Here is a 25,173-nt window from a genome sequence, read left to right on the forward strand (position 1 = left end):
AAATTTTAGGCCTCAGTTTCTGACAAATTTCTAACCTTAACCTGGTAACCAATACCTGGTTGTACGTTTAGTTCTTCAAGCACGTAATAAGTTCTTTCACTTGCCAATGCTTTTGAAACTTCGGAGTTAGGATCGTTTTTGTTACCGAAAACGATAGCGTTAGCTGAACATGTTTGCTGACAAGCCATTTTTACTTCACCATCCTTAAGCGGACGTTTTTCAATTTTTGCCTGTAGTTTACCAGCCTGAATACGTTGAACGCACATTGAACATTTCTCCATTACACCACGGAAACGTGTAGTAACATCCGGATTTAATACCAATTGAGTGTGTTCGTTATTCAGGTAGTTATCAAAACGTGAATCGTTCCAATAGTTAAACCAGTTAAAGCGGCGTACTTTATATGGACAGTTGTTTGCACAATAACGAGTACCTACACAACGGTTGTACGCCATTTGGTTTAAGCCTTCTGATGAGTGTACAGTAGCCAATACCGGGCAAACTGTTTCGCAAGGAGCGTGGTCACAGTGCTGGCAAAGCATTGGCTGGTGAACAACCGATACATTATCAAAGTTATCTAATTTGGCAATCGCGTCTTCTTTGGTTACCGCTTCTTCGCTGTTACCGTGATCATTATAGCTGTAATAACGGTCGATACGAATCCAATGCATTTCACGACGGCGTTTAACCTCGTCTTTACCTACAACCGGAATGTTATTTTCGGCGCTACAAGCTACTATACAGGCACCGCAACCAGTACAAGCGTTAAGGTCGATAGCCATAACCCAATCATAAACCGGGCGGTCATGATCGTCCCAAAGGCTTTCTTTATTATAATCTTTGTGTTCGCCCTCTTTACCGCTACCAGCTGCAGGGTTCTTTTTGTATTCGGTAAATGAAGCCTCGCGGATAACGCTTCTGCCCTCGTATGAGTGGTGAGTTTGCGTTTGGGCAAGGGTAGATATCATACCGGTTTTACCAAACTTGCTGATTGAAGCAGTTGTTTGTAAAGTTCCGTTACGGTAGCTATAGAAAGGGAAGGCGTTTTTACCAACATTGTTACCTACTAAACCAGCGCTTGTGCGGCCATAACCAACAGCGATAGAAATAGTACCCTGTGCCTGGCCTGGCTGTGCTAACACAGGCAGCTCAACAGTGTAACCGTTAGCTTCTATTTTAATAACGTCACCTTCTTCGTATTTCAGTTTTTTGATGTCGGCGATTGACATAGCCGCATAGTTATCCCAGGTAACTTTTGATACCGGATCTGGCATTTCCTGTAACCATGGGTTGTTGGCACGTTTACCATCGCCCATACCTACAGATTGGTAAACCTGTAATTCAAAGTTATCACCAGATACAAGGCTGTTACCATGATCAAGGATAGTTTGCGCCACGGCGTTTAAGTCATGGCTAAAGGTATAGCTGCCGGCTGCCGCGGGAGCAACTTTAACAAAACCTTTTTGCAATACTTCTTCCCAACCTTTTTGACCAGATAAACCACCTTTTGGCAATAAACTGGTATTCCAGGTATTGCGTACAAAAGTGTAATAATCTTTGGTAGCGCTTTCTGCCCAGATTAATAAACTATGCTCGGCCTGACGGGTGTTATAAACCGGGTTAATGGTTGGCTGTACAACGGTATAATAACCTTCTACAGCATTACTATCGCCCCATGACTCTAAATAATGATGATTTGGCGCTACTACGTTTGATAGTAATGACGTTTCATCAGCATGATCTGAGAATGATATTTTTAAACGTACTTTTTTAAGTGCGTCTGCAAATTCTTTTGCTTTAAAGTAATCGTAAGCAGGGTTAGCGTTCAGGAATAATACCGCGCCAACTGTGCCTTTAGCTAATTCGCTAACAAATGCAGCAAAGTCCTGATCGTTACCGGCGTATTGTTTTGATGGATTATCCAGATCGATGGTGTTACCATAGCTACCCAATAATGAGTTGATAGCGTTTACCAAAGTTTGTGTAGCAACATCATTTGAACCTGCAACTACCAATGCTTTGCCTTTAGCAGCTTTTAACTCTGTAGCGGCAAGGGTGATTGCGTTATCAACAGCTTTGTTTGATACTTTTTTTGAACCAGCAAGGCTTGTACCAGCAATAGCATTGTATAAGCTTAATAAAGCGATACCTTCTTCAGATGGTTTTACCGGGTAACGGTTATCTGCATTGGTACCGGTAATGCTCATGCCAGCTTCAAACTGAATATGGCGGGACATTTTTTTGCTTTCAAGCGATTTGCTGTTACGGTTTGATACGTACTGACGGGTAAATTCTTCAGGAGAAATCCAGGTTCCCAGGAAATCGGCCCCGAAGCTTACAATTACATCGGCTTTATCAAAGTTGTAGTGTGGCAATACGGCTTTACCAAAGCTGTTTTGATTAGCCTGGATGATACCTGTATAAGATACCGCGTCGTAATTGATGTATTTTGTAGTTGGGTATTTTGCAGTAAACTCCGCAATAACAGCTAAGGTAGACGGGCTGTTAACTGTTGAAGTTACAATACGAATAGCTTTACCAGAGGCCGCAACTGCCGCAAGCTCGCGTAAAACAAAGGCGTCAACTTCTGGCCATGCCGCGTCGCCACCGTCAATTTTAGGATCTTGTGTGCGGTTTGCATCGTATAAATCTAAAACTGAAGCCTGGCCTTGCGCGCTTAAACCACCTTTAGTGAAAAAGTCATTAGGGTTACCTTCTACTTTAATAGGGCGACCTTCACGGGTTTTAACCAATATAGCCTGACCTTCGTAAGTTGAAGAATAGTAGTTAGCTACACCAGGTGTAACCTCTTCTGGTTTTATAAGGTAAGGAATTGATTTATGTACAGGCACTTTTTGACAAGCAGCCAGTGTAACAGCGCCAACACCAAAGCCAAGCGCTTTTAAAAAGTCGCGACGTGGGGTTTTAGCCGATAAGCCTGATCCGCTTAGCAAATCCTCGATAGGAATTGGCTCTGCAAATTCGTTTTTATTTTTCTCAACAAATTCTGGTGTGTTGTTTAGTTCTTCTAAACCTTTCCAGTATTTTTTATTGCTGTCCATTTAAGCTATATAAACTGTAATGCTAAATTCTTATTGATTAATAGTGGCATTTGCCGCACTCGATACCACCTAAAACAGCGGCAGTAACTTTCTCGCCTTTCTTGATCTTATCGTGAGCAGCAAGTATGCTATCATAATAAGCGTTGCCTTTGCCGTTAACCTCAGTACGTTTGTGGCACTGAATACACCATTTCATGGTAAGCGGTGAGTATTGGTACACCTCTTTCATGGTTTGGATTGGACCGTGACAAGCCTGGCATTTGATACCGGCAACTTTAACGTGCTGTGAGTGGTTAAAGTAAGCCAAGTCTGGCAGGTTGTGTACCCTAACCCATTGAATAGGTTTAGCAGCAGTGCTATCGTATTTCTGAGTTTTTGGATCGTAACCCAAAGCGTCATAAATTTTATGAATCTCCGGCGACTCAGTTTTAACAACCTTGTGGCAGTTCATACACACGTTTAATGAAGGGATAGACGCGTTTTTTGATTTGTATGCACCAGAGTGACAGTACTGGCAATCAATTTTCATGGTGCCTGCGTGTAACTCATGCGAGTATTTGATAGGCTGTACCGGCTGATAGCCTGTGTGTACGTTGGTATTCCACAAAGTAACCCAACCCCAGCTGCCCATCGCTATGGTACCGCATACCAGTATAAAGAATACCAGTTTTTTATTTTTAAGGATCTTTTTAAGCAGTTCGGCTTTCTTATCAACAGTAACAACCTGCTCTTCTTCAACAATTACAATATCCTTGTTGTTAGCTAAAATTTTCTCTAAAGAACCTGTAGCCTTGTTTAAAACAAGGATGATAATGAACGCTAAAATAACAACACCAATTAACCCTGCAACAGCAAGTTCACTTGGGCCTTTGTCTTCAGCTACAGTAGTACCGCCAACAGGACCTTTTGCTTTATCGTCCTGAATTTGTTTCCAATCAGCTCGAATGTAAGTGATTACGTTACCTACATCCGCATCAGAAAGATCCGTAAAGGTGGTCATGCCTTTTTGCTCAAACTTGTTGAAAATGGCAAGCGCTTTAGGATTTTTAGCAGCTATAAGGGCCTGGTTGTTCTGAATCCATTTGATAAGGTATTTATCATCTGTTTCTTCGGTAAGTTGTGGACCAAGCGCCGGACCGGTTAAAACCTGGTCGATTTTATGACAGGCTGTACATTTGGATTTGAAAATGGCCTCGCCCTTTGCCGCGTCTGTTTGCGCGTAAACAGCAGAAAAACCCCAAAAAGCAAACCCAACAATCAGCAGAACCGACCTTGAGAATTGTTTAAAAATCAATGAGAAACTTCTCATAAAGTGTATTTATGCTAAATAATTTTTGTATTAATGTTTTATTCCGCTGTAAAGATGTGTGCTGCATCTGTATTTTACAGCCACAAAAGTAAAATTTATTACACTATCGCTGACACATAAATGACAGTAACCTATAATTTATAATCGTTCTAAATAAATTGAAAAACGCCTTTTAAACACGCCAGCGGCATATTTATATCATTTATCAAAATTTAAAATGGTTTAATCATTTTGAGCGATTATAAAATTTCCCTATTGTTTTAAAATCCAGGCAAATATTAATGGTGCAACAATAGTTGCATCACTCTCTACTATAAACTTAGGCGTATGGATATCCAGCTTGCCCCAGGTAATCTTCTCATTTGGTACCGCGCCCGAATATGAACCGTAAGATGTGGTTGAATCCGATATCTGGCAGAAGTAGCTCCAGAAAGGTACATCATGCATTTCCATATCCTGGTATAGCATTGGCACAACGCATATCGGGAAGTCGCCGGCAATACCACCACCTATCTGGAAAAAGCCAATGCCCTTGCCCGATGAGTTTTTGGTATACCAATCTGCAAGCCAGGCCATGTATTCGATACCGCTTTTCATGGTTGAAGCTTTTAACTCACCTTTGATAATGTACGATGCAAAAATGTTACCCATGGTTGAATCTTCCCATCCTGGTACCACAATAGGTAAATTCTTTTCGGCGGCAGCCAGCATCCATGAGTTTTTAGGATCTATCTCATAATATTGCTCCAATTCGCCGCTTAGCAATATTTTGTACATGTATTCGTGCGGAAAATAACGTTCGCCGGCATTATCAGCGTCTTTCCATATTTTATGGATGTGTTTTTGTAACCTGCGGAAAGCTTCTTCCTCGGGGATGCAGGTATCGGTAACACGGTTGTAGTGGTTCTCTAACAAATCCCACTCTTCCTGCGGACTTAAGTCGCGGTAATTAGGCACCCTTTTGTAGTGCGAGTGCGCTACCAGGTTCATGATATCCTCTTCAAGGTTTGCACCTGTGCATGAAATTATAGCTATTTTATCCTGGCGGATCATCTCGGCCAGCGAAATACCCAACTCGGCGGTGCTCATAGCTCCGGCCAGGGTAACCATCATTTTACCGCCTTCGTCAAGGTGGGTTTCATACCCTTTGGCAGCATCCATCAATGCCGCTGAGTTAAAATGCAGGTAGTTTTTTTCAATAAACTGCGAAATAGGTCCTCTTGTGATGCTCATAGTGTATCAATAAAATTCAGGCACAAAAGTAGGCATTTTACTTAATTATGATTTTTAAATTCAAAATACATTCAAACTACGTACATACCGAAGTAAAAATGAGGGTATATTAGCGCCCTATTTGTCTTATGAAGATATTTGTAACCACGTTCTTATTCGCTTTTTGCCTGCAAGCCAGCTACGCGCAAACGCATGTACTGCCCAAGTTTATCCGCAAAATGTTTTTTAATAAGGCCGATAGCACCAAAAAAAGCAGCTTTGTTATTTTACCTGCAATAAGCTCGGCTCCCGAAACTGGTTTGGAACTGGGCGGCGCGGGTTTATACTCCTTTTATACCGATTCTGTTAAAAGTGATACCCGTGTATCAAGCATATTTGGTTATGCCACGGTTACCACAAAGGGACAAAGCAAGTTTAGCATCAACACCAACTACTGGACTCCCCGTAACAGCTACCACTTTACGGCTGGTATTAGTTACTATGATTTTCCCTTTAGCTTTTATGGCATTGGCAATGATACCCGAAGCGCCGATGTTACCCAAATTGATCAGCAACGACTAAAGTTTAACCTGGGTGCAGAGAAAAAGCTGACTGACGAGCTCTATGTTGGCTTTGTAGCCGGGGCACAAAGGTTTCACATACCACAAACATCTTACAAAACCATTTTTTATACTGACAAAAGGGTTGAAAACCATGGCGGGGGTAGCAATATTTACGCAGGCCCCAGCGTAACACTTGATACCCGCAATAATAATACCTATACAACTAAGGGTATCATTATCACCAGTTCCTTTGAAGTGATAAGAGGGTACGGAAAAACAGACTACAGCGGGGGATTTTTAAATGCAGAGTATTCACAGTTTTTTGCGCTGGGCAAAAAATTTGTTTTCGGCATTGATATACAGGAGCAAAGCCTTACGGGCAGTAAATCGCCATTTTATTTGTTGCCGGCTTTAGGTAATGATGAAATGATGCGCGGTTACTATAATGGCCGCTACCGCGACAGGAATATGCTGGCAGGCCAAACCGAATTACGTTATCGCTTAAGCCCAAGGTGGGGCCTTGTTGGCTTTGTGGGTACCGGCGAGGTATTTAACAAAAGCTTTAGCTGGGCCGAATTAAAACCCAATTATGGCGGCGGTGTGCGTTACTTCTTCGATATTGAAAAAGGGTTAAGTGTGCGTGCCGATTATGGCATTGGTCAAAAAAATCCGGGAGAGAGCCGGCAAAGCGGGTTTTATCTTGCTTTGGGGCAATCGTTTTAGCATTTTGAAACTACCCAACATATTCTGAGTTAAAAGGCTTTTAATATTTTATCTTAAAATGCTCCTGCTGGGCCCTGCCCGATTTAAAGAATACCAGGCTTATCCAAAACAGATCGATAGTGAGCGTAACCCGCGGATGCGTTTTAACCTGATTCCAGATTTGTTTGGTAGTAGCATTGGTATGAACGCCTGTAAATATCACTACAGTATCCGGGTGCACTGTTGGAAGTAGCTGTTCAAAAGCCTCCATTGTTAAAACATACTTATTGAAAACGATCAAATCTGTAAGGCTATCCAATACTCCCTTTAACTCAGCCTCATTAACCGCGATAATTTTAGCGCCCGGTACCGCCTTTTGCAGGTAAAGTGATGTACTCCCCCCCTCTCCGACCTCAACAACGGCAGCCGGATTAAAATGCTTTGTTAACCTGTAAATGAGTTTTAATACTTTAAGGGGTAATCTTTTTTCAGTAATTCCGTTCTGGTTTTTAATATCGATGGCTATCTCCTGGTACGTTTGGCGGGGCTGATAATCGTAAATTACCGTATCAATGAGGTGGTAAACAAACGGAGAGTGAATCCCGTGGCGGTTATTGGCTGTAAGGCGGTGGCGCAAATAATCTTGCACAAATGTGAAACTTGCCATCGCCACAAAAATAAAAAAGTTTAGTATTTTAGCATACAGCGTATGATAAATCCAACAGAAGTAAACTCTTTGATCCGCTTGCTTGATGATCCCGACGCCGGCATCTATGAACACGTTCATGAAAAACTGCTGAGCTATGGCATAGAGGTGATTACTTATCTTGAAAATGCTTTTGAACAAGCCTTTGATGCCGTGCAACAGGAACGCATTGCCAACCTGGTACACGAAATTCAATTTGGTAGCTTAAAAGAAGATTTGAAATTGTGGGCACAAAGCGGGTCGTTTGATCTGCTGCAGGGTATCCTCATTATTAACCGTTACCAATACCCCGATCTTGACGAGCAAAAGGTGATTAACCAGATTGAGGCCATTAAGCGGGATATCTGGATTCAGATGATGAACCAGGGTAGCCCCAAGGAACAGATTAAAGAGATTAATCATGTATTTTATCATATCTACGGTTTCAGGGGGAATACCTCAAACCACCTCGATCCGCAGAACAGCTTTTTGAGCCAGGTGCTGGAAACTAAAAAAGGCAACCAGATTTCGCTGGCCATCATCTACTCTATCATAGCCCAAAAGCTGGACATCCCCGTATATGGTGTAAACCTGCCGCAACATTTCATATTAGCTTATGTTGACGAGAGCCAGCAAAATGATTTTGAAGGCGGCATACTTTTTTACATTAACGCCTTTAACAGGGGCCTCATGTTTGGCCGCCGCGATGTAGATAACTTTTTGAAGCAGCTTAATCTTAAATTCGATAAACAGTTTTACGAACCCTGCTCCAATACCGATATCATTAAACGCGTAATCCGCAACCTCATCAGCGCCTATGAAAACTTAGGCTCGGCAGAAAAGGTTGGAGAGTTGAATGAATTGCTGAGGATATTGGAGTAAGTGTAACTTTTAAGATTAGTGACCCCTAACTTTCTTCGGGATCTCCACTGGATAAGTACTTCAGATGAAGTATATACCTTGCACATTACCCGGAAACAAGTAATAGGCATAGCATGTTGCAGATACCAGACTTACAAAGTTTTAAAAACTTCGTAAGTCTTTCGCCGGTTTGTCATTTCCCACTTTCAGAGCCCTTTTACTTTTAAACCCAGCATAACACGAATGGAGAGACAAGTACCCGTAACTATTTTACTTCCCCTTCAAAAACCCGTTCTCATCCAGCCAACTGGCAGCCCAATCAAACCATTTGCTTTTGTTTTTTGAATTGTTTAAGCCAAATCCATGGCCACCTTCCTGAAACAGGTGCATTTCGGCTTTTACTTTATTTTTGAGCAGGGCATCATAAAACAACAGGCTGTTTTGTACAGGTACCACGGTATCGTCTTCGGCATGTACCAAAAGAGTTGGCGGCGTATTAGCGTTAACTTGTTTTTCGTTTGAATATAATTCTACTTGCGCTGCCGACGGGGTTTTACCAATCAGGTTTTCGCGCGAGCCTACGTGTGCCTGATCACCGAAGCTGATCACCGGGTACAGCAGGATCATAAAATCGGGTCTCAGGCTGATGTTGTCTTTATTTTCGATAACAGGTTTATCAAAGTGGGTACCTTCGGTAGATGCCAAATGCCCGCCGGCCGAAAACCCGATGATGCCAATACGAGCAGGATCAACGCCCCATTCCTTAGCATTTTTGCGTACAGTCAATATAGCCATCTGTGCATCCTGTAGCGGACCGATAGATCTGTCAACCATAATTTCGTCACTTGGCAATCTATACTTTAACAAAAACGCAGTTATACCAATTTTGTTAAACTCCTGGCATATAGCCATCCCCTCGTGCGCATTTGCCAGGCCAGAGTATCCACCTCCAGGGCAAACTACAATAGCGGTACCGTTAGCCTTCCCTTTTTCTGGCAGGTAAGCTGTAAGAGTTGGCGTACTTACGCCAGTGATCCAGTTGCTTGCATCTGTTTTTTCAACGTACGTTGCCGGGGTTGGCTTTGAATTTGGTATCCCTTTAGGGTACAAAGGCATTGGCTTTTCCTGGCTGTAGGCTATGGTTGTGGCAATAGTCAAAATAAAGGCTGATAAAATGGTTTTCATAATTTGTTAGGTATGCACAATTATAGCTTTTTTATCATAAACTTTTATTGAGCATTTCTTTTACCATATCCCTGTTTTGGCGCGATATAGGTATTTTGGTTTGATCATTAAGCAGCAGCGTACCACCATCTTCCTTCAAATAGCTTTTTACGAAAGCCTGGTTAACAAGGTGCGATTGATGGGTGCGGATAAACTGGTGAGACTTTAACAGATCTGCAAAGTCTTTAAGTGTTTTACAAACCAGCACCTGCTCTTTGTTTTGCAGGTAAAAAAGCGTGTAGTTGTTACTGGCCTCGCAACGGATCACATCGCTAACTTTTACATACATTATTTCGGTAAGGGTTGGCAACGCTATTTTGGGTATTTCCTTTTGCCCGGCTTTGATGTAGGCCAGCAGGTTTTCGATATTTAAATTTTGTTTCCGGCTGCTTATCTTTTGCTTTGCCTTTTCAATGGCCAGCTTAAACTCCTTAATATCTATTGGCTTTAGCAAATAATCTAAAGCCGAAAACTTGATGCCCTGGATGCCATACTTGTCATAAGCGGTAATAAATATTACTTCGAAATCTATTCTGTCAAAAGCTTTCAGCACATCAAATCCCGATTGGCCGGGCATTTGAATATCAAGAAACACCAGGTCGGGCCGGTATGTTTTTATGGCGGCAATAGCCTCTTCGGCGTTTGAGGCTGTTGCTTCAACAACTATATCGGGGCAATTAGCCCTAATGATCTGTTGCAGGTTTTCAATATTATTGGGCTCGTCATCAACAATAACACTTCTAATCATCAGCATAAAAAATTAAATCCAATTGGTTAAACGGATACATACCATAGTGGCCGGTTGTTTATCAATGGTTAAATGTACGGGCTGATCTTTATATAGCTGGTTTAATAAAACTGCACGTTCCTGGCTCAATTTTAAACCATAACCAGATGTATTATCCCGGGCATCGGCATCAATCCATTTGCCATTATCTTTTATACAGAAAACAAGGTCTTTATCTTTCCGGTTTATCATGATCTCAATTTTTCCGGCATCTTTTAATATCGCCACGCCATGCTTTACAGCATTCTCTACAAAGGGCTGTAACAGCATTGCCGGAATTTCTGTATTGGCCTGATTTATTGTTTGATCAACGTCTATCTGGTATTTAAAACCAAAACGCAGCTGTTCCATTTGAAGGTAATCATCTAAAATATTAATCTCCTGTTGCAAGCTTAATAGCTCGTCGTTACCTGTATCCAGCACCTGCCGGGTTAAGCCCGCAAATTTTGATAGGTAATGATTAGCTCCCGTTATATCATTTTTATTTACCAGGTTTTGGATAGATGTTAAAGCGTTAAACATAAAATGCGGGTTAAGCTGCGCCCTGATGGATTGCAATTTTAAGCCTACAGTTTGCTTTTCCTGTGCGGCGCGTACTAATTTCACCTGGTTACGCCTGTAATAGCCCCCAAACAGCAAAACAACACCCGTGAGTGTTGCTATGATGTAAGGTAAGGCTTGTTTTAAGGATACTTTTTTATCTGTTACAGGTGGTGGTAAAACTTCAAAAGGGATCCGCAACATTTGCTCCTCGGGCCACGAGCCAAGTTCGCCGGCGCGCTGGGTAATTATTTCATATTTACCCGGCTGTTTGTAAAAATTGCCATCTATATCATAATAATTTTCAAGATTATAGTACCCCATTTTTACAGTATCTTTTTTTATACCGCCTTTTTTAACCAGATACACCACATAAGGTATAGTTTCATGATGTTTATAGTATAAGCGTATACCCACCACACTATCAGCAGGAAACTTAAAATCTACAGGCGTTCCGGCATGTTCAATAAACCTGGTAGCGTATCCATGATTAAGTTTTACATTATCCAGGTCAAAATAGTCTTTTGGCCGATTGATTTCTATACGGGTTATCAAAGGTTTAAAGTTAGGTTTCCAATCAAACAACACACCTTGCCGTATATCATAATTTTGAATATTAAGCACTTCTATCAATAGCTGTTTACCAGGAGCTTTAAACTCACCCAGAAATCCATAAGCTTCTTTGGCACCATATTGTTGACCGAGCGCTGGTATTTTGGACCATGGAACCAACTCAACACTGTCATTTTCAACCACATGGTAGCGATAGTCGCTAATATTGGCTTTTGTAATTCCATATGCTATTAAAATAGCCGTTGAAGTATCTGAAATAATATAACTTGGATACGCCTTTGAAATTGACTTTACACTTGATGAAAAAAAATCTACCAAGCTATGATTAAGTTTTACTCCTAACCAAAAGGGATGTTTATTATTTATCATTTTAAAGGCTTTCACATCGCCCAAACTTGTGTCTTTCACGCCATAATAACTTCCTTGGTACTCGAAGGTAAAATGATAGCCAAAGGAGAAGTCCTGCTTTGTTTGTGCAAATGAGCGCAACGAAAAGACAAAGCCTATGATTAAGCTGGTAAACAATACTAAAATCTTTTTTTTCATTGATGTGTGTTTAAGTTTATGATTTAATTATCACATCACAAAGATGTAGTTACGCGCTGCGCTCAGCAATGCAGATTGAGTATTTGGTATTGGAGATTTAGAATTTGGTGGCATTTTGTAAACGCTACCTTATTTGCTTATAAAAACTCTCTTTATAAGTGTCAGAAACCGGTATCAATTCATTATTAATACGGATACGGTCGCGCTCAATGCTTTCAATTTTATCAAGGGCAACAATAAATGATTTGTGCACCCGGCAAAACTGCCTGGCAGGTAATTCGCGTTCAAGTTCGCTAAAGGTTTGCAGGGTCATGATATTCTTTTCATTTAAATGAAGGCGGCGATAATCGCGCATACCTTCAATAAAAAGGAGGTTATCTAACTTGACTTTTTCAAGCCGGTATTCTGTTTTTATGAAAATGAAGGTTTTATCTTCATCCCTACCCAATAATTTATCATAAACCTTGTTTACACCTTGCATAAACCGTTCAAAAGTAAAAGGCTTTAAAAGATAATCGCATACATTTAAATCAAATCCGCGAAGCGCGTATTGATCAAAGGCAGTGGTTATAATAACTTCGGGCTTTTTTATCAAACATTCCAACAACTGTATGCCTGTAAAGCCATCCATTTGTATATCTAAAAAAAGAAGATCTACTTTTTGAGCCTGCATGAAAGCTATGGCTTCTACACCATTATCAAAACATTGCAGTAAGTTCAAAAACGGAACTTTAAGCACGAAGTCCCTTATACGCTCCATAGCAAGGGGCTCGTCTTCAATGATGATGCAATTAATTACCATGCTGATTAATAGCTAATGTTACAGTAAAACGCCCGTCGGCCTGGCTGATATCAAGCACATAGGCATCTTTATAAAGCAGGTTAAGGCGATTACTTATCAATTCAAGCCCGAGACCACTATGTTGTTGCTTAAGCGCCCCTGCTTCGTCATACGCGTTACTACAAGTAAAAATAACGGTATTGCCCAACACACCAATACTAATTTCAATGGCTTTGCTTATTTTTTTATTGGTAGAATGCTTAAACGCGTTTTCGATATAAGGTATAAAAAGCATAGGAGCAATTTTTAGGTTGTCAGGATCGCCATTTAGCGTAAGCTCTACAAAATCGGGATTGGCAGTGCGGATTTTTTGCAGCTCAATATATTGCTTTATATAGTTTATTTCCTGCTTTAGTTCAATTTGCGCCAATGGGCTTTCATAAAGTGTAAACCTCAAAATGTCAGAAAGCTTTTTTAGATAGATGGATGCCCGTTGCGCGTCTTTTTCAATCAATACATCAATATTATTGAGCGTATTAAATAAAAAGTGCGGGTTTATCTGCGCTTTTAGCAAAGCGAGTTCTATTTCAAGGTTCTTTCGCTCCAGATCTTTTTTATACCTGATATCGGCGTACCAATTTATAAATCCACGGATTAAACAGGCTGCAACGGCCGAATAAACTACCTTCAAAAATATATCGCCAATTACCAAACCCAGGTGCTGGTTATTATTGAAAACCGCTGGTGTTAATGCCCGCAGGAAAAAAAATTCTGCAACGGTTGTTAAGGAGGTTACCAACAAGCCGCCAATAGCAAAAAGAAAAACCTTGCGGTTAGACAAATAAACCGGGAAAAACAAAAAATAAAACAGGTAAAAAATAGCGATATCGACACCGTAGTAAACAGGTATCATCAAATAATTACCGGGAAGATAACCTGGATTTAAGTTTAAAATGGTATAGGCCTGCAATAGCTTCGGAAACCAGTATGCCACATTTATTGATATTGCCCATGCTGTTTTTTTCATTTTGTTGTTATTTAAATTAAACATGGTTCAAAAATCTTTTTTAGCAGGATGATTGATCAATAAAATCTGCCAGTTATGGTTTTGCATCTGCAAAAAGGGTTTAATGCGCGCATTAAATAAAAATGGTGTTACGGGCAAAAACCCAATAACACCATTTGTAATAATTTTAGCTATGAAAATTTTAACTCTTCGGCCCGCCAAATTCCATCAGGTAGGCCTTCAAAAATTCGTTAAGCTCGCCATCAAGTACAGCTGCGGCGTTTGATGTTTCGTGATCGGTACGAAGATCTTTAACCAGCTTATAAGGGTGCAGTACATAGTTGCGGATCTGTGATCCCCATTCTATTTTCTTTTTGTTGCCTTCAATAGTATTGGTGATCTCCATGCGTTTGCGCATCTCAATTTCATACAATTGCGATTTCAGCAAACGGATAGCGTTATCCTTATTTTGCAACTGCGAACGCGACTCCTGGTTTTTGATAATAATGCCCGATGGTTTGTGGTATAAGCGCACCGCGGTTTCTACCTTGTTTACGTTTTGGCCACCTGCACCGCCCGAGCGGAAGGTTTCAAACTCAATATCGGCAGGGTTAATGTCAATCTCGATGGTATCATCAACCAGAGGATAAACATATACCGACGCGAACGAGGTATGGCGTTTGGCATTGGCATCAAACGGCGATACGCGAACCAGGCGGTGTACACCATTTTCGCCCTTTAAGTACCCGTAGGCAAAATCGCCTTCCAATTGTAAGGTTACGGTTTTTACACCGGCCACATCGCCGGGCTGGTAATCTTGTTCGGTAACTTTGTACCCGTTTTTTTCGCCCCACATAATGTACATACGCATCAACATACCTGCCCAGTCGCAACTTTCGGTGCCACCGGCACCTGCTGTAATTTGCAGTACGGCGTGAAACTGATCTTCTTCGGCCGAGAGCATGTTTTTAAATTCAAGCTCCTCTACGGCCTTTATGGTTAGGTTATATTGCTCCTGCATTTCGGCCTCGGTAGCATCGCCGGCCTGGTAAAATTCAAAAAGCACGCCGGTATCATCAATAATGGCCAGCAGTTTTTGAAACTCATCTGTCCATACTTTTTTTACTTTGATGGATGCCAGTACCTTTTCGGCTTCTTTAGGGTGATCCCAAAAATGCGGACCAATGGTTATTTCCTGCTCTTCTTTTAGCAGTTCGAGCTTCTTATCAATGTCAAAGATGCCTCCTCAGGGACGCTGCTCTGTCCCTTAAATCCTGAACTTGTTCTTTAGTCATGTGGCAAATATAGGTAAATGTATTATCGGCATAAATAAAAAAGGTCTGCAAATTGTTTTAACAATCTGCAGACCCATTATAAGCTAAACGTATGCTATTAAGCAACCATGGCGCGGTCAACAAGCAAACTCAAATCTGCACGGTCGCCGTTAAGCTTGGTAAGCATATTAACTAATTTAAATTCCTTGATCTCTTCGCTTTTTGAAGCTTTAACCAATTCGGCCATTACTTGCGGGATAAGCGATTTCGCCGTTGCTATTGCTACAGCGGCATCCACATTATAAAATGTGTTAAGCCTGTTGGCAAACCTGTTTACCATGCTTGATACTAATGATTGATTGTAAACACCCGACGATTTGAAATACTTAACCAAATCTTTCAACTTGCCATTCTCCATCTGGCCTTTTAAAACCTCGATGATAGAACTTGAAGCTTCGATCATTACTGCCTCATGGTGTTTTGCAGCAATAAGTGGGTTGTTAATAACTGCCGTCCCGGCGTTATTTTTTACAAGCAAAAACAGTTTTCCAAACATTGTAGTAAATAATTAAAATTAAAATTTACAAATTCATGATAAATCACTCGTTTGACTATCAATAACACAAAGATATTAATTAATCATTTGAAATATCAAAACATTTGTCAAATTATTTTAATATTATCGTAATTTAAAAGTGTAAAATAAACACTATGCATGCCGTGTTATTGTAACACTAAGATTAGTTAGTTTGATATTTAATATCAGTCTAACAATTAACTTGTTACTTTTGCTTAAAAACACATCAACTATGCTGCCAAATACAGATTTCACCACCACGCAGAGCTATAAATACTTAGCCGACCATTACATTGATATCGTATCAAAAAGCCTGAAGGAATTATTTGATGCTGATGATCAACGCTTTAATAAATTCTCAATTCAGTTTGAAGAAATCCTGCTGGATTACTCCAAAAACCGCATTGACGACGAGACTATAGCTTTATTGATACAATTGGCCAAAGAGTGTTCTGTAAACAAGGCAATAGAAGCCATGTTTGCCGGCGAAAAGATCAACGTTACCGAAGGCAGACCAGTACTACACATCGCTTTGCGTAACCGCAGCAACAAACCTATTTTGGTTGATGGTAAAGATGTAATGCCGGATGTGAACAAAGTGCTTGACCATATGAAGGACTTTAGCGAAGCCATTATATCCGGCACCTGGAAAGGCTACACAGGCAAACCTATTACCGATGTGGTTAACATCGGCATCGGCGGTTCTGACCTTGGCCCGGTGATGGTGACTGAAGCCCTTAAGGCCTATAAAAATCATTTAAACCTCCACTTTGTTAGTAATGTGGATGGTACTCATATAGCCGAAACGTTAAAAGCGGTTGATCCGGAAACTACTTTGTTCCTTATCGCTTCAAAAACTTTTACCACCCAGGAAACTATGGGCAATGCCCACAGCGCCCGCGATTGGTTTTTAGCTGCCGGAGCTACCGAAGCTGATGTGGCCAAACATTTCGCCGCCCTTTCAACCAATGCTGCCGCCGTTGAAAAATTTGGCATCGATACCAAAAACATGTTTGAGTTTTGGGATTGGGTTGGCGGCAGGTATTCTTTATGGAGCGCTATTGGTTTATCTATTGCCCTAGGCATAGGCTTTGATAATTTTGTTGAACTGTTAGAAGGCGCCCATGCAACCGACGAACATTTCCGCACTGCCGAATTTGAGCAAAATATCCCTGTTACCCTGGCACTTTTAGGCATCTGGTATAACAACTTTTTTGAAGCCGAAACCAACGCCATTTTACCTTACGACCAATACATGCACCGCTTTGCTGCTTACTTTCAGCAAGGTGACATGGAAAGTAACGGTAAACATGTGGACCGTAATGGCAAACATGTGGATTACTCAACCGGCCCAATCATTTGGGGCGAGCCAGGCACCAATGGTCAGCACGCTTTTTACCAATTAATTCACCAGGGAACAAAATTGATCCCTTGCGACTTTATAGCGCCGGCGCAATCACACAATCCGCTTGGCGAGCATCATAACATGCTGTTATCAAACTTCTTTGCACAAACAGAAGCTTTGATGAACGGCAAAACCGAAGAGGTTGTTATTGAAGAACTAAAAGCAGCCGGTAAAACCGATGCCGAAATTGAGGCGATTGCCCCTTTCAAGGTATTTGAAGGTAACCGCCCTACAAACTCATTCCTGCTTAAAAAGATCACACCACGCAGCCTGGGTTCGTTAATTGCCATGTATGAGCACAAAATATTTGTACAAGGCATTATCTGGAACATTTACAGCTTTGATCAATGGGGTGTTGAGTTAGGCAAGCAATTGGCCGGCAAAATTCTTCCGGAATTGAAAGATGACGCCGAGGTCAGCAGCCACGACTCATCAACCAATGGTTTGATTAATCAGTATAAGGCCTGGAGGTAAGAACGCAGCCGAGGCCCCCTGAAGGGGGAGTTTTTTTATTAGCATATTAACGAGTCCGTTTTATAAAAACGGACTCGTTTGTATTTATAAGCATTCACTTTCAAAGTGGTTGGGCTAAAGCCGAAACTGCGACTTACTTAGTTCCGTTGGTTAAAACCAACGGCAATGAATTTGAATATCACATTCAACACTTCCACCTCAATGACTTGACTTAGACAAGAACGGTTATACCGTAAGTCTACACCTACTAAAATTCATTGCCGTCCGATTTATGGGACGGATTAATTACATCTCATAAATGGGCTTTAGCCCAACTTATGCTACGTTACTGTGATAGATCGATTTGGAATAAATTGACCAAATAAGTAATTTACAATCAAAACTCAACCATTTATCACCCAATAAAATATGTCATTTGTAAAAATCTGGGTTCATTTAGTATTTTCTACTAAGAACCGAACTCCATGGCTAAAGAAAGAACTTAGACACAATATCTATAAGCACATCGCCGAAAACTGTTCTGAAAAAGATATTTTCCTTCAAGCCATTAACGGATATACCGATCACATACACTGCCTCGTCTCTTTAGGGAAAGATCAAACTATCTCGAAAGTAAGTCAGCTTATAAAAGGTGAGTCGTCCTTTTGGATCAATAAAAATAAATTGATAGACGATGTTTTTAGCTGGCAGGATGACTATTTCGCTGTATCAGTTAGCGAATCGCAGGTACAAAAAGTATCAACCTACATTAAAAATCAGGAAATTCACCACTCGAAGAAATCATTTGAAGAGGAAGTAAATGAATTTATGACGAACTATGGATGGCAAATTGTAAAAGGATAACCGGTTTAACTTTTCATAGTTCTAAATGCGGCTAAAGCCAGATTTGCTTGTTGGTTGTCCGTTGGCTAAAGCCAACGGCAATGATTTTGATTTGTATATTCTTAATCAAATTCATTACCTCCGTCCCAATTATGAGATGTATTACCCATCCCTAACCAAAGGAGGAGACTTAAATAAAAAGCGACGAGTAAACCTCATCGCTTTTCTTATTGAAAATCATTTTTAGCCCTCTGCTTTAAAGAGGGTTGGGGATAGGCTCTACTTCTTCACAAAAGTAACCTGGTACATCTTAGGCCATTTTTTGCCTGCCACAAAGATGCGTTTGGTGACTGCATCATAGGCTATACCATTTAGTACATTATTACCCCAATCACGACCAGCCGGCCTTTCCGATTCTGGGTATAGGTTTTTCATATCTATCCTTTGCTCTACGGCACCGGTTTTAGGGTTGATCACCAGGATATCATCTGTCTGGTACACGTTGGCGTAAAGTTTGCCGTCAATGTATTCCAGCTCGTTTATAGAGTCTATTTGTTTCTTATCATCGCAAACATCAATGTAGCCGGTTTGCTGGTAGGTATCTTTATCCAGGAACCAGATGCGATTGGTGCTATCATCCAGGTAAAGTTTTTTACCATCAAAGCACATGCCCCAGCCTTCAACACCAACGTTATTGGGGAAAGTTTTTAAAAGTTTAAGAGTTGCTTTATCATACACAAAACCTACCTTTTCGCGATAGGTCATCTGTACTACTTTATCGCCAATTACGGATAAGCCTTCACCAAAGTATTGATCACCCAATTTGGTTTGTTGCAACACTTTTCCCGTTTGTAAATCCACTTTACGAATGGTTGAATGGCCCGTGTCGCCTGTGCTTTCGTACATTACGCCATCAATATATTGCAAGCCTTCGGTATAGGCACTGGTATCATGCGGAAATGTTTTTTCAACTTTGTAGGTATATTGTTCGGGCGCTTTACCTGCAAGGAGCAAAATATTGGTAGTTACGTCCTGGCTCTTGCCACCTTCATAAACCTTGGCCATTAATATTTTAATGCCCAACGGTACAGTGTCTGTTTTTAAGCTGATACCCGAAGTATCTTTTGACGAACCGATGCGGTTAGTTTCAATCATGTACACCACCGAATCTGGTTTGACATCGGCGGGTAAATTAACTTTTACTTTTACCACATCGCCGGCTTTATAAGTGGTGCCTGCTTCGGGGCTTAGGGTATAGTCGGCAGCGCTTGTAGTCGCTTTTTGTTTACAGCTGTTACAGCCAAGAGCAAGTACCAGGCCTGCTGCAAAAAATATCTTTATTTTATTATTCATTGTTAGTTTAAGTTCCTGTGGGCCAAAACGCATCTTCTATATGGTTTAGTGTGTAGTTTTTATCTTTATCAAACAAAATGGCAATAATATCAAACCGTACATCGCCCTGGTGGTTCATGAGGTAAATATATTCATCCGCCGCGTTTGCAAGCAATTTTTGTTTGCGGGCATCTACAAAATCTTCGGGCATGCCAAAGCCGGAGCCTGTTCGGGTTTTCACTTCAGTAAATATAATCACCCGGTCTTTATAGGCAATCAAATCTATCTCGGCCTTACCGTGGGTCCAGTTCTCGTCCAGTATTTTATAACCGGAACTTTCTAAATGTGTTTTAGCTAAAGCTTCGCCCGCGCGACCAAGATCAAGGTGTTGGGCCATTATTTGATAATTACCGAGCCCAAAAAGTCGGAGATACTTTTTTCAACCTTTTTCATACGCATGTACTTATCAAGCAAAATTTCCTGGTCGGCCTGGTTATCGGCATTTTTCAGTTCCAATCGCAGGTTTTCCAATATCTTTTCCACCTTATGTTTTTTAAGATGAAAAATAGCACCAAGTATGGTCGCTTTCATATTGGCTGTTTCATCATTAATAAGGATGCCATGCATATCCATCCAGTTATCGCTCAGGGTATATTTTGAAGTGAGCAAATCTACCGTGATATCAACAATGCTTTTTTCCCGGTGGTGAATAAAGTGACTATCCTCGGGCAGTACGCCGTTCTCTACCTCGGCCCGGTACAATTCAACAAACATTTTGCAGGCGGCGTGCTCAAAGGTAACATCACCTAACTCGGCGATAATGAACGGACCGATATAGGTATTGGCAATGCCATCCCAATCAATCATCCTGCTGCCGTATAACAACAGCAAACGAATGATCTCTTTTTCCTGGAAGCTTTCCTCTTTTACAGGTTCGGATATAATTACCGGCTCGTCAAAAAAGTGGGGTTCATCGGGCATCTCGGCAAACCGCGACTGTGATGATTGTTGTTGCTGACTATCCTTTTTGGCCTTAGCCTGGCGCATTTTGTTGAGTTCGGATAGTAAAGCGCGCTCATCAATCTGCAACAGGTAACTACATTCTTTAATAAAAACCGACGCCTTGATCGAATCCGGGATTTTGGCAATACTCTCTACAATTTCGCGGATAATGCCGGCCTTTTTTATCGGATCATTACCAACATCTTTTAAAAGAGTATTGGCTTTAAAAAGGATAAAGTCCTTTTTATTTTCATCGATGTGTTTTTTGAAGGCGGCGGTACCTACCAGGCGTACGTAGGAGTCGGGATCATGCCCTTCGGGGAAAGAGACAACTTTTACGTTAAGTCCTTCCTCCAAAATCATATCCAGTCCGCGTAGGGAGGCTTTGATACCGGCCGCGTCGCCATCGTATAAAATGGTGATATTTTTGGTGAACCGGCTGATGAGTTTAATCTGCTCAACCGTTAACGAAGTACCCGATGAGGCCACCACGTTTTCTATGCCGGCCTGCGCCACCGAAAGCACATCGGCGTAACCTTCAACTAGGTAGCAATTATCTTCATCCCTGATGGCTTTCTTGGCAAAATAAAGCCCGTAAAGCACATTCGATTTATGGTAGATTTCGCTCTCGGGCGAGTTTACGTACTTAGGGACGTTCTTATCTTTTTTGAGCGTACGGCCACCAAACGCGATGATACGACCAGTAAAATTATGAATGGGGAACATCACCCGGCCGCGGTAACGGTCATACAGGTTGCCGTTGTCGCGCTTTACGGATAGCCCGCTATCTGTTAAAAATTGCTCTTTATAACCTTGTTTAAGGGCGCTACTGGTAAAAGCCTCCCACTGATCGGGCGAGTAACCCAGCTCAAACTTTTTAATGATATCGTTGCTAAAACCACGTTCCTTAAAATAGCTTAAGCCGATGCTTTTACCTTCGTCTGTATCCAATAAACTTTCGTGGAAAAATTTGGCAGCATAGGCTGTCACAATCATCAGGCTCTCGCGGCGCAGTTCTTCTTCCCGGTTCTCGGGTGCTTCTACCGTTTCCTCAACCTCGATGCCGTATTTTTTGGCCAGCCATTTAAGGGCCTCGGGGTAGCTGAATTTTTCCAGCTCCATTAAAAATGTAACCGCCGATCCACCTTTACCTGTCGAAAAATCTTTGAAGATGCCTTTTGCCGGCGATACCGTGAACGATGGCGTGCGCTCATTGGCGAATGGCGATAGACCTACATAGTTGGCTCCACGCTTTTTTAACTGCACAAACTCCCCTATCACCTCCACAATGTCGGTGGCTTCCATAATACGGTCGATAGTGGATTTTATAATCATGAGTTGACTGCAAACTTACGGCAAATCATTAAACGATGTTTAACAAACGTTAAGATACAATTTTATTTGGTTGATTGCGTGGCTTTAAAAATGTAATGGCTATTCCGCCGAGCACTACAGCGCTGCCAACAATTTCGTTAAATTCTAATTTCTCGTTTAACAATATGGCAGCAAGTATGGCGGCAAAAACCGTTTGGCTAAGTAAAGTAATGGCAACTTTGGTCGATTCCAGATAACGAAGCGAATAATTGATAGTTAGCCACCCTATCAACTGGCAGATAATGCCCATGCCCAAAAAGCAAAGCCATACATGTACCGAAAAATGCATAATGCTTGTACCCACAAAGCTGTTTACGATCAGCAGGAAAACGCTTGAACCCAGCATACTATAAAACATAAAGGTAAATACATCAATGCCCGCCATGATGTTTTTGGTTACCATAATATAGCTGGCATAAAACAAACTGGCCAGCATGGCTAAAAGGATACCGGTATTTAATTCCAGGTGCAATATATGCTGATAGCCCACCAGCACCACCATGCCTAATATAGCTACAGCGGTACCCACCCAAAACAACACCCCGCCGCTTTTCCTGAACAGCAAAAAGCTAAACAGCCCCACCCACACCGGTGCAAGGTTGGCAATTAGGGTTGATACCGTAGCGCTGATTTTTAATAAGGAGAGATTCCATACTGCCACATCAGATGCAAAGATGATACCCGCGGTAACGGCAATAAGCAGTTGCTTCCTTTCAACCTTAAGTTTCCGTTTTGCAATGCAGTAAGGGGCCAGTAATAACCAGGCGAAAAACACCCTGTAAAAAGCGCAGCCTATGGGCGATACCCCGGCAAGTTTTACAAATATTGGCGAAAAGGAAATACACAAAATGCCAATTACCAGGCTTAGTTTGGGGTTCATCGTTATAATTAAATGAGCTGCAAACTTAATCAAAAGGGGCTCAAATAGCTGCCAAATCAAAGCGCTATTACAGAATTAATCGTATTTTTGCCGCTCAAAATTATACACTTTTATACATAATTACACATTATGAGTCAGCGCACAAAGATCAAAGCATTGCTGCAAAGCCAGCAAACGGATATTGATGTAACAGTTAAAGGGTGGGTTCGCGCCTTCCGGTCAAATCGTTTTATTGCTTTGAATGATGGCTCAACTAATAATAACATCCAAATCGTTGTCGATTTTGAAAACACCGATCCTGCTTTGCTTAAACGCATCACTGTTGGCGCGGCGCTTAGTGTGCAAGGTAAATTGATTGCCTCTTTAGGTAAGGGTCAAACAGTTGAGGTTGTTGCTACAGACATTGAAATCCTTGGTGATAGCGATCCCGACAAGTATCCTATCCAGCCAAAAAAACATAGCCTGGAGTTTTTGAGGGAAAACGCCCACCTGCGTTTCCGTACCAGCACTTTTGGGTCTATTTTCCGTTTAAGAAATAGCCTGGCTTACGCGGTGCACCAGTTTTTCCAGGAGCGTGATTTTGTTTACCTGCACACGCCGGTTATTACCGCGTCTGATGCTGAAGGTGCCGGCGAAGCTTTCCACGTAACCAACTTTGATTTAGACAACATCCCTAAAACCGATACCGGTGAAGTTGATTACAAACAGGACTTTTTTGGTAAATCAACCAACCTAACCGTATCCGGTCAGCTGGAAGGCGAACTGGGTGCTATGGCTTTGAGTGATGTTTATACCTTCGGACCAACATTCCGTGCCGAAAACTCAAACACCACCCGTCACCTTGCCGAGTTTTGGATGATTGAGCCGGAAGTTGCTTTTAACGACCTGAACGACAACATGGACCTTGCCGAGGACATGCTGAAATATGTGATCAAATACGCCTTAGATAAATGCCCGGAGGATATTGAGTTTTTAACCCAACGCCTACAGGAAGAGGAAAAACAAAAACCACAAAACGAGCGCTCAGACATGAGCCTGGTAGAAAAACTGCAGTTTTGTTTAGATAACGATTTTGAGCGCTTAACTTATACCGAGGCTATCGAGATCTTAAAAGAATCGACCCCGAACAAGAAGAAAAAATTTGTTTACCCCGTTGAAGGCTGGGGTACCGATTTGCAAAGCGAGCACGAGCGTTACCTGGTTGAGAAACACTTTAAAAAACCGGTGATCCTTACCGATTACCCTAAAGATATCAAAGCCTTTTACATGCGCCAAAATGAGCCGGATGCGCAAGGCCGCGAAACTGTAAGGGCCATGGATATCCTGTTCCCGGGCATTGGCGAAATTGTAGGCGGATCTGAACGTGAAGAACGTTTAGACCGTTTGGAAAAACGCATGGACGAAATGGGCATCCCTAAAGATGAGCTTTGGTGGTACCTGGATACCCGCCGCTTTGGCTCTTGCACCCACGCCGGCTTTGGGTTGGGCTTTGAGCGTTTGGTGCTGTTTGTTACCGGCATGGGCAACATCCGTGATGTGATCCCTTTCCCAAGGTTCCCGAAGAACGCCGAATTTTAATTGAAGGATTAAACTGATTCTTTATGATTTCACCGATTTATTGACTTACTTTAATCAAATCGGTGAAATCATTCTTCATCGGTGATATCCATAATGCCCATTATCGAACTCGCCACCCATATCAACGCGCCAATAGCCAAATGCTTCGATCTGGCAAGGAGTATTGACATGCACGTAGATTCGATGCAACAGAGCGGCGAAACCGCGGTAGGCGGTCGCGTTAGCGGCTTGATCCTGTTGGGCGAAAGCGTTACGTGGCGGGCTAAACACTTTGGTGTTTGGCAAACGCTCACCTCGAAGGTTACCGAAATGGAGTACCCCAATTACTTCACCGATGAAATGGTTAAAGGTGCCTTCAAAGCCTTCAGACATGAGCATTATTTTTATGCCATCGGCAACCAAACTCTCATGAAAGATGTTTTTATGTTTGATGCTCCCTTGGGATTCTTAGGGATTTTGGCTAATTTCCTGTTTTTGAAAAATTACATGCGTAAGCTGTTGGCGCAGCGCAACCTGGAAGTTAAAAAAGCGGCAGAAGCCCCCCAGCCTCCTGAAGGGGGAGATTTATCTGTTTAATGTACATTCTGTAAACCATATAAAATCC

The 25,173-nt window shown here is 41.7% G+C and carries 22 protein-coding genes; 7 read left to right on the forward strand and 15 right to left on the reverse strand.

The genetic code is table 11. The annotated features are described in order from the left end of the window. Positions 1 to 5: 5 nt before the first annotated feature. The 3 genes from QWZ17_RS04645 to QWZ17_RS04655 form a co-directional block, all read right to left on the reverse strand. Positions 6 to 3,062 (reverse strand): TAT-variant-translocated molybdopterin oxidoreductase, encoded by a 3,057-nt coding sequence (locus QWZ17_RS04645; RefSeq protein WP_290303796.1) that lies wholly within the window; start codon positions 3,060 to 3,062, stop codon positions 6 to 8. Between the two features lie 37 nt (positions 3,063 to 3,099). Further along, a complete protein-coding gene (locus tag QWZ17_RS04650) occupies positions 3,100 to 4,371 on the reverse strand; it encodes a c-type cytochrome (protein WP_290303798.1) in 1,272 nt (423 codons plus the stop codon). A gap of 252 nt (positions 4,372 to 4,623) precedes the next feature. Continuing rightward, positions 4,624 to 5,604: a deoxyhypusine synthase family protein gene (locus tag QWZ17_RS04655; RefSeq protein ID WP_290303800.1), complete on the reverse strand. Its 981-nt coding sequence runs from the start codon at positions 5,602 to 5,604 to the stop codon at positions 4,624 to 4,626. 128 nt (positions 5,605 to 5,732) lie between these two features. On the opposite strand from QWZ17_RS04655, the gene QWZ17_RS04660 reads away from it, so the two are divergent. Then, positions 5,733 to 6,869: a BamA/TamA family outer membrane protein gene (locus QWZ17_RS04660; protein ID WP_290303801.1), complete on the forward strand. Its 1,137-nt coding sequence runs from the start codon at positions 5,733 to 5,735 to the stop codon at positions 6,867 to 6,869. Between the two features lie 40 nt (positions 6,870 to 6,909). On the opposite strand, the gene QWZ17_RS04665 is transcribed toward QWZ17_RS04660, so the two are convergent. Next, positions 6,910 to 7,515, reverse strand: coding sequence for a type 2 periplasmic-binding domain-containing protein (locus QWZ17_RS04665; RefSeq protein ID WP_290303803.1), 606 nt, complete (start codon positions 7,513 to 7,515; stop codon positions 6,910 to 6,912). A 42-nt stretch (positions 7,516 to 7,557) separates the two neighbouring features. Here QWZ17_RS04665 and QWZ17_RS04670 point away from each other — a divergent pair, with 42 nt between their 5' ends. Next, entirely contained in the window at positions 7,558 to 8,415 is an 858-nt protein-coding gene (locus QWZ17_RS04670) for a transglutaminase family protein (RefSeq protein ID WP_290303804.1), read from the forward strand. 249 nt (positions 8,416 to 8,664) lie between these two features. Here QWZ17_RS04670 and QWZ17_RS04675 read toward each other — a convergent pair whose 3' ends face one another. From QWZ17_RS04675 to QWZ17_RS04705, 7 genes are all read right to left on the reverse strand, one after another. Further along, positions 8,665 to 9,579: an alpha/beta hydrolase gene (locus QWZ17_RS04675; RefSeq protein ID WP_290303806.1), complete on the reverse strand. Its 915-nt coding sequence runs from the start codon at positions 9,577 to 9,579 to the stop codon at positions 8,665 to 8,667. A gap of 34 nt (positions 9,580 to 9,613) precedes the next feature. Continuing rightward, the gene (locus tag QWZ17_RS04680) at positions 9,614 to 10,366 is read right to left on the reverse strand and encodes a LytR/AlgR family response regulator transcription factor (protein WP_290303808.1); all 753 of its coding nucleotides are present in this window, start codon (positions 10,364 to 10,366) and stop codon (positions 9,614 to 9,616) included. 12 nt (positions 10,367 to 10,378) lie between these two features. Then, positions 10,379 to 12,064 (reverse strand): sensor histidine kinase, encoded by a 1,686-nt coding sequence (locus QWZ17_RS04685; protein WP_290303809.1) that lies wholly within the window; start codon positions 12,062 to 12,064, stop codon positions 10,379 to 10,381. A gap of 124 nt (positions 12,065 to 12,188) precedes the next feature. Next, positions 12,189 to 12,866, reverse strand: coding sequence for a LytR/AlgR family response regulator transcription factor (locus tag QWZ17_RS04690; protein ID WP_290303810.1), 678 nt, complete (start codon positions 12,864 to 12,866; stop codon positions 12,189 to 12,191). After that, positions 12,856 to 13,872, reverse strand: a complete 1,017-nt coding sequence (locus tag QWZ17_RS04695) for a sensor histidine kinase (protein WP_290303812.1) — start codon at positions 13,870 to 13,872, stop codon at positions 12,856 to 12,858. The genes QWZ17_RS04690 and QWZ17_RS04695 overlap by 11 nt, the downstream gene beginning before the upstream one ends. A gap of 181 nt (positions 13,873 to 14,053) precedes the next feature. Then, a protein-coding gene (gene prfB / locus QWZ17_RS04700) for a peptide chain release factor 2 (protein WP_290303814.1) occupies positions 14,054 to 15,146 on the reverse strand; the annotation gives its coding sequence in 2 pieces (ribosomal slippage) (positions 14,054 to 15,085 and positions 15,087 to 15,146; 1,092 coding nt in all). Between the two features lie 97 nt (positions 15,147 to 15,243). Further along, positions 15,244 to 15,681, reverse strand: coding sequence for a hypothetical protein (locus QWZ17_RS04705; RefSeq protein WP_290303815.1), 438 nt, complete (start codon positions 15,679 to 15,681; stop codon positions 15,244 to 15,246). 253 nt (positions 15,682 to 15,934) lie between these two features. Between QWZ17_RS04705 and pgi the strand changes: the two genes are divergently transcribed. The 3 genes from pgi (at position 15,935) to QWZ17_RS04720 (ending at position 18,650) form a co-directional block, all read left to right on the forward strand. Further along, a complete protein-coding gene (gene pgi / locus QWZ17_RS04710) occupies positions 15,935 to 17,581 on the forward strand; it encodes a glucose-6-phosphate isomerase (RefSeq protein WP_290303817.1) in 1,647 nt (548 codons plus the stop codon). A 408-nt stretch (positions 17,582 to 17,989) separates the two neighbouring features. After that, positions 17,990 to 18,424 (forward strand): IS200/IS605 family transposase, encoded by a 435-nt coding sequence (gene tnpA, locus QWZ17_RS04715; RefSeq protein WP_290303819.1) that lies wholly within the window; start codon positions 17,990 to 17,992, stop codon positions 18,422 to 18,424. Between the two features lie 25 nt (positions 18,425 to 18,449). After that, positions 18,450 to 18,650: a hypothetical protein gene (locus tag QWZ17_RS04720; protein ID WP_290303821.1), complete on the forward strand. Its 201-nt coding sequence runs from the start codon at positions 18,450 to 18,452 to the stop codon at positions 18,648 to 18,650. Positions 18,651 to 18,682: 32 nt separating this feature from the next. Here the strand turns inward: QWZ17_RS04720 and QWZ17_RS04725 are convergent, their stop codons facing one another. From QWZ17_RS04725 to QWZ17_RS04740, 4 genes are read right to left on the reverse strand one after another with little or no spacing between them, the layout of a single operon-like run. Then, positions 18,683 to 19,756 carry a glutaminyl-peptide cyclotransferase gene (locus tag QWZ17_RS04725; RefSeq protein ID WP_290303822.1) on the reverse strand — a complete coding sequence of 358 codons (1,074 nt, stop codon included), beginning with the start codon at positions 19,754 to 19,756 and terminating at the stop codon, positions 18,683 to 18,685. 7 nt (positions 19,757 to 19,763) lie between these two features. Further along, a complete protein-coding gene (locus tag QWZ17_RS04730) occupies positions 19,764 to 20,132 on the reverse strand; it encodes a YraN family protein (protein WP_290303824.1) in 369 nt (122 codons plus the stop codon). Then, positions 20,132 to 22,072 carry a DNA primase gene (gene dnaG, locus QWZ17_RS04735; protein WP_290303826.1) on the reverse strand — a complete coding sequence of 647 codons (1,941 nt, stop codon included), beginning with the start codon at positions 22,070 to 22,072 and terminating at the stop codon, positions 20,132 to 20,134. Before dnaG ends, QWZ17_RS04730 begins: the two co-directional genes overlap by 1 nt. Before the next feature lie 49 nt (positions 22,073 to 22,121). Beyond that, positions 22,122 to 22,991 carry a DMT family transporter gene (locus QWZ17_RS04740; RefSeq protein ID WP_290303828.1) on the reverse strand — a complete coding sequence of 290 codons (870 nt, stop codon included), beginning with the start codon at positions 22,989 to 22,991 and terminating at the stop codon, positions 22,122 to 22,124. Between the two features lie 129 nt (positions 22,992 to 23,120). Here QWZ17_RS04740 and asnS point away from each other — a divergent pair, with 129 nt between their 5' ends. Beyond that, positions 23,121 to 24,569 (forward strand): asparagine--tRNA ligase, encoded by a 1,449-nt coding sequence (asnS, locus tag QWZ17_RS04745; RefSeq protein ID WP_290303830.1) that lies wholly within the window; start codon positions 23,121 to 23,123, stop codon positions 24,567 to 24,569. A gap of 93 nt (positions 24,570 to 24,662) precedes the next feature. After that, complete coding sequence (locus QWZ17_RS04750) at positions 24,663 to 25,145, forward strand: SRPBCC family protein (RefSeq protein ID WP_290303832.1); 483 nt, start codon at positions 24,663 to 24,665, stop codon at positions 25,143 to 25,145. Positions 25,146 to 25,173: the final 28 nt, after the last annotated feature.

The sequence above is a fragment of the Mucilaginibacter flavus genome (assembly GCF_030409315.1).
Taxonomy (GTDB): Bacteria; Bacteroidota; Bacteroidia; order Sphingobacteriales; family Sphingobacteriaceae; genus Mucilaginibacter; species Mucilaginibacter flavus.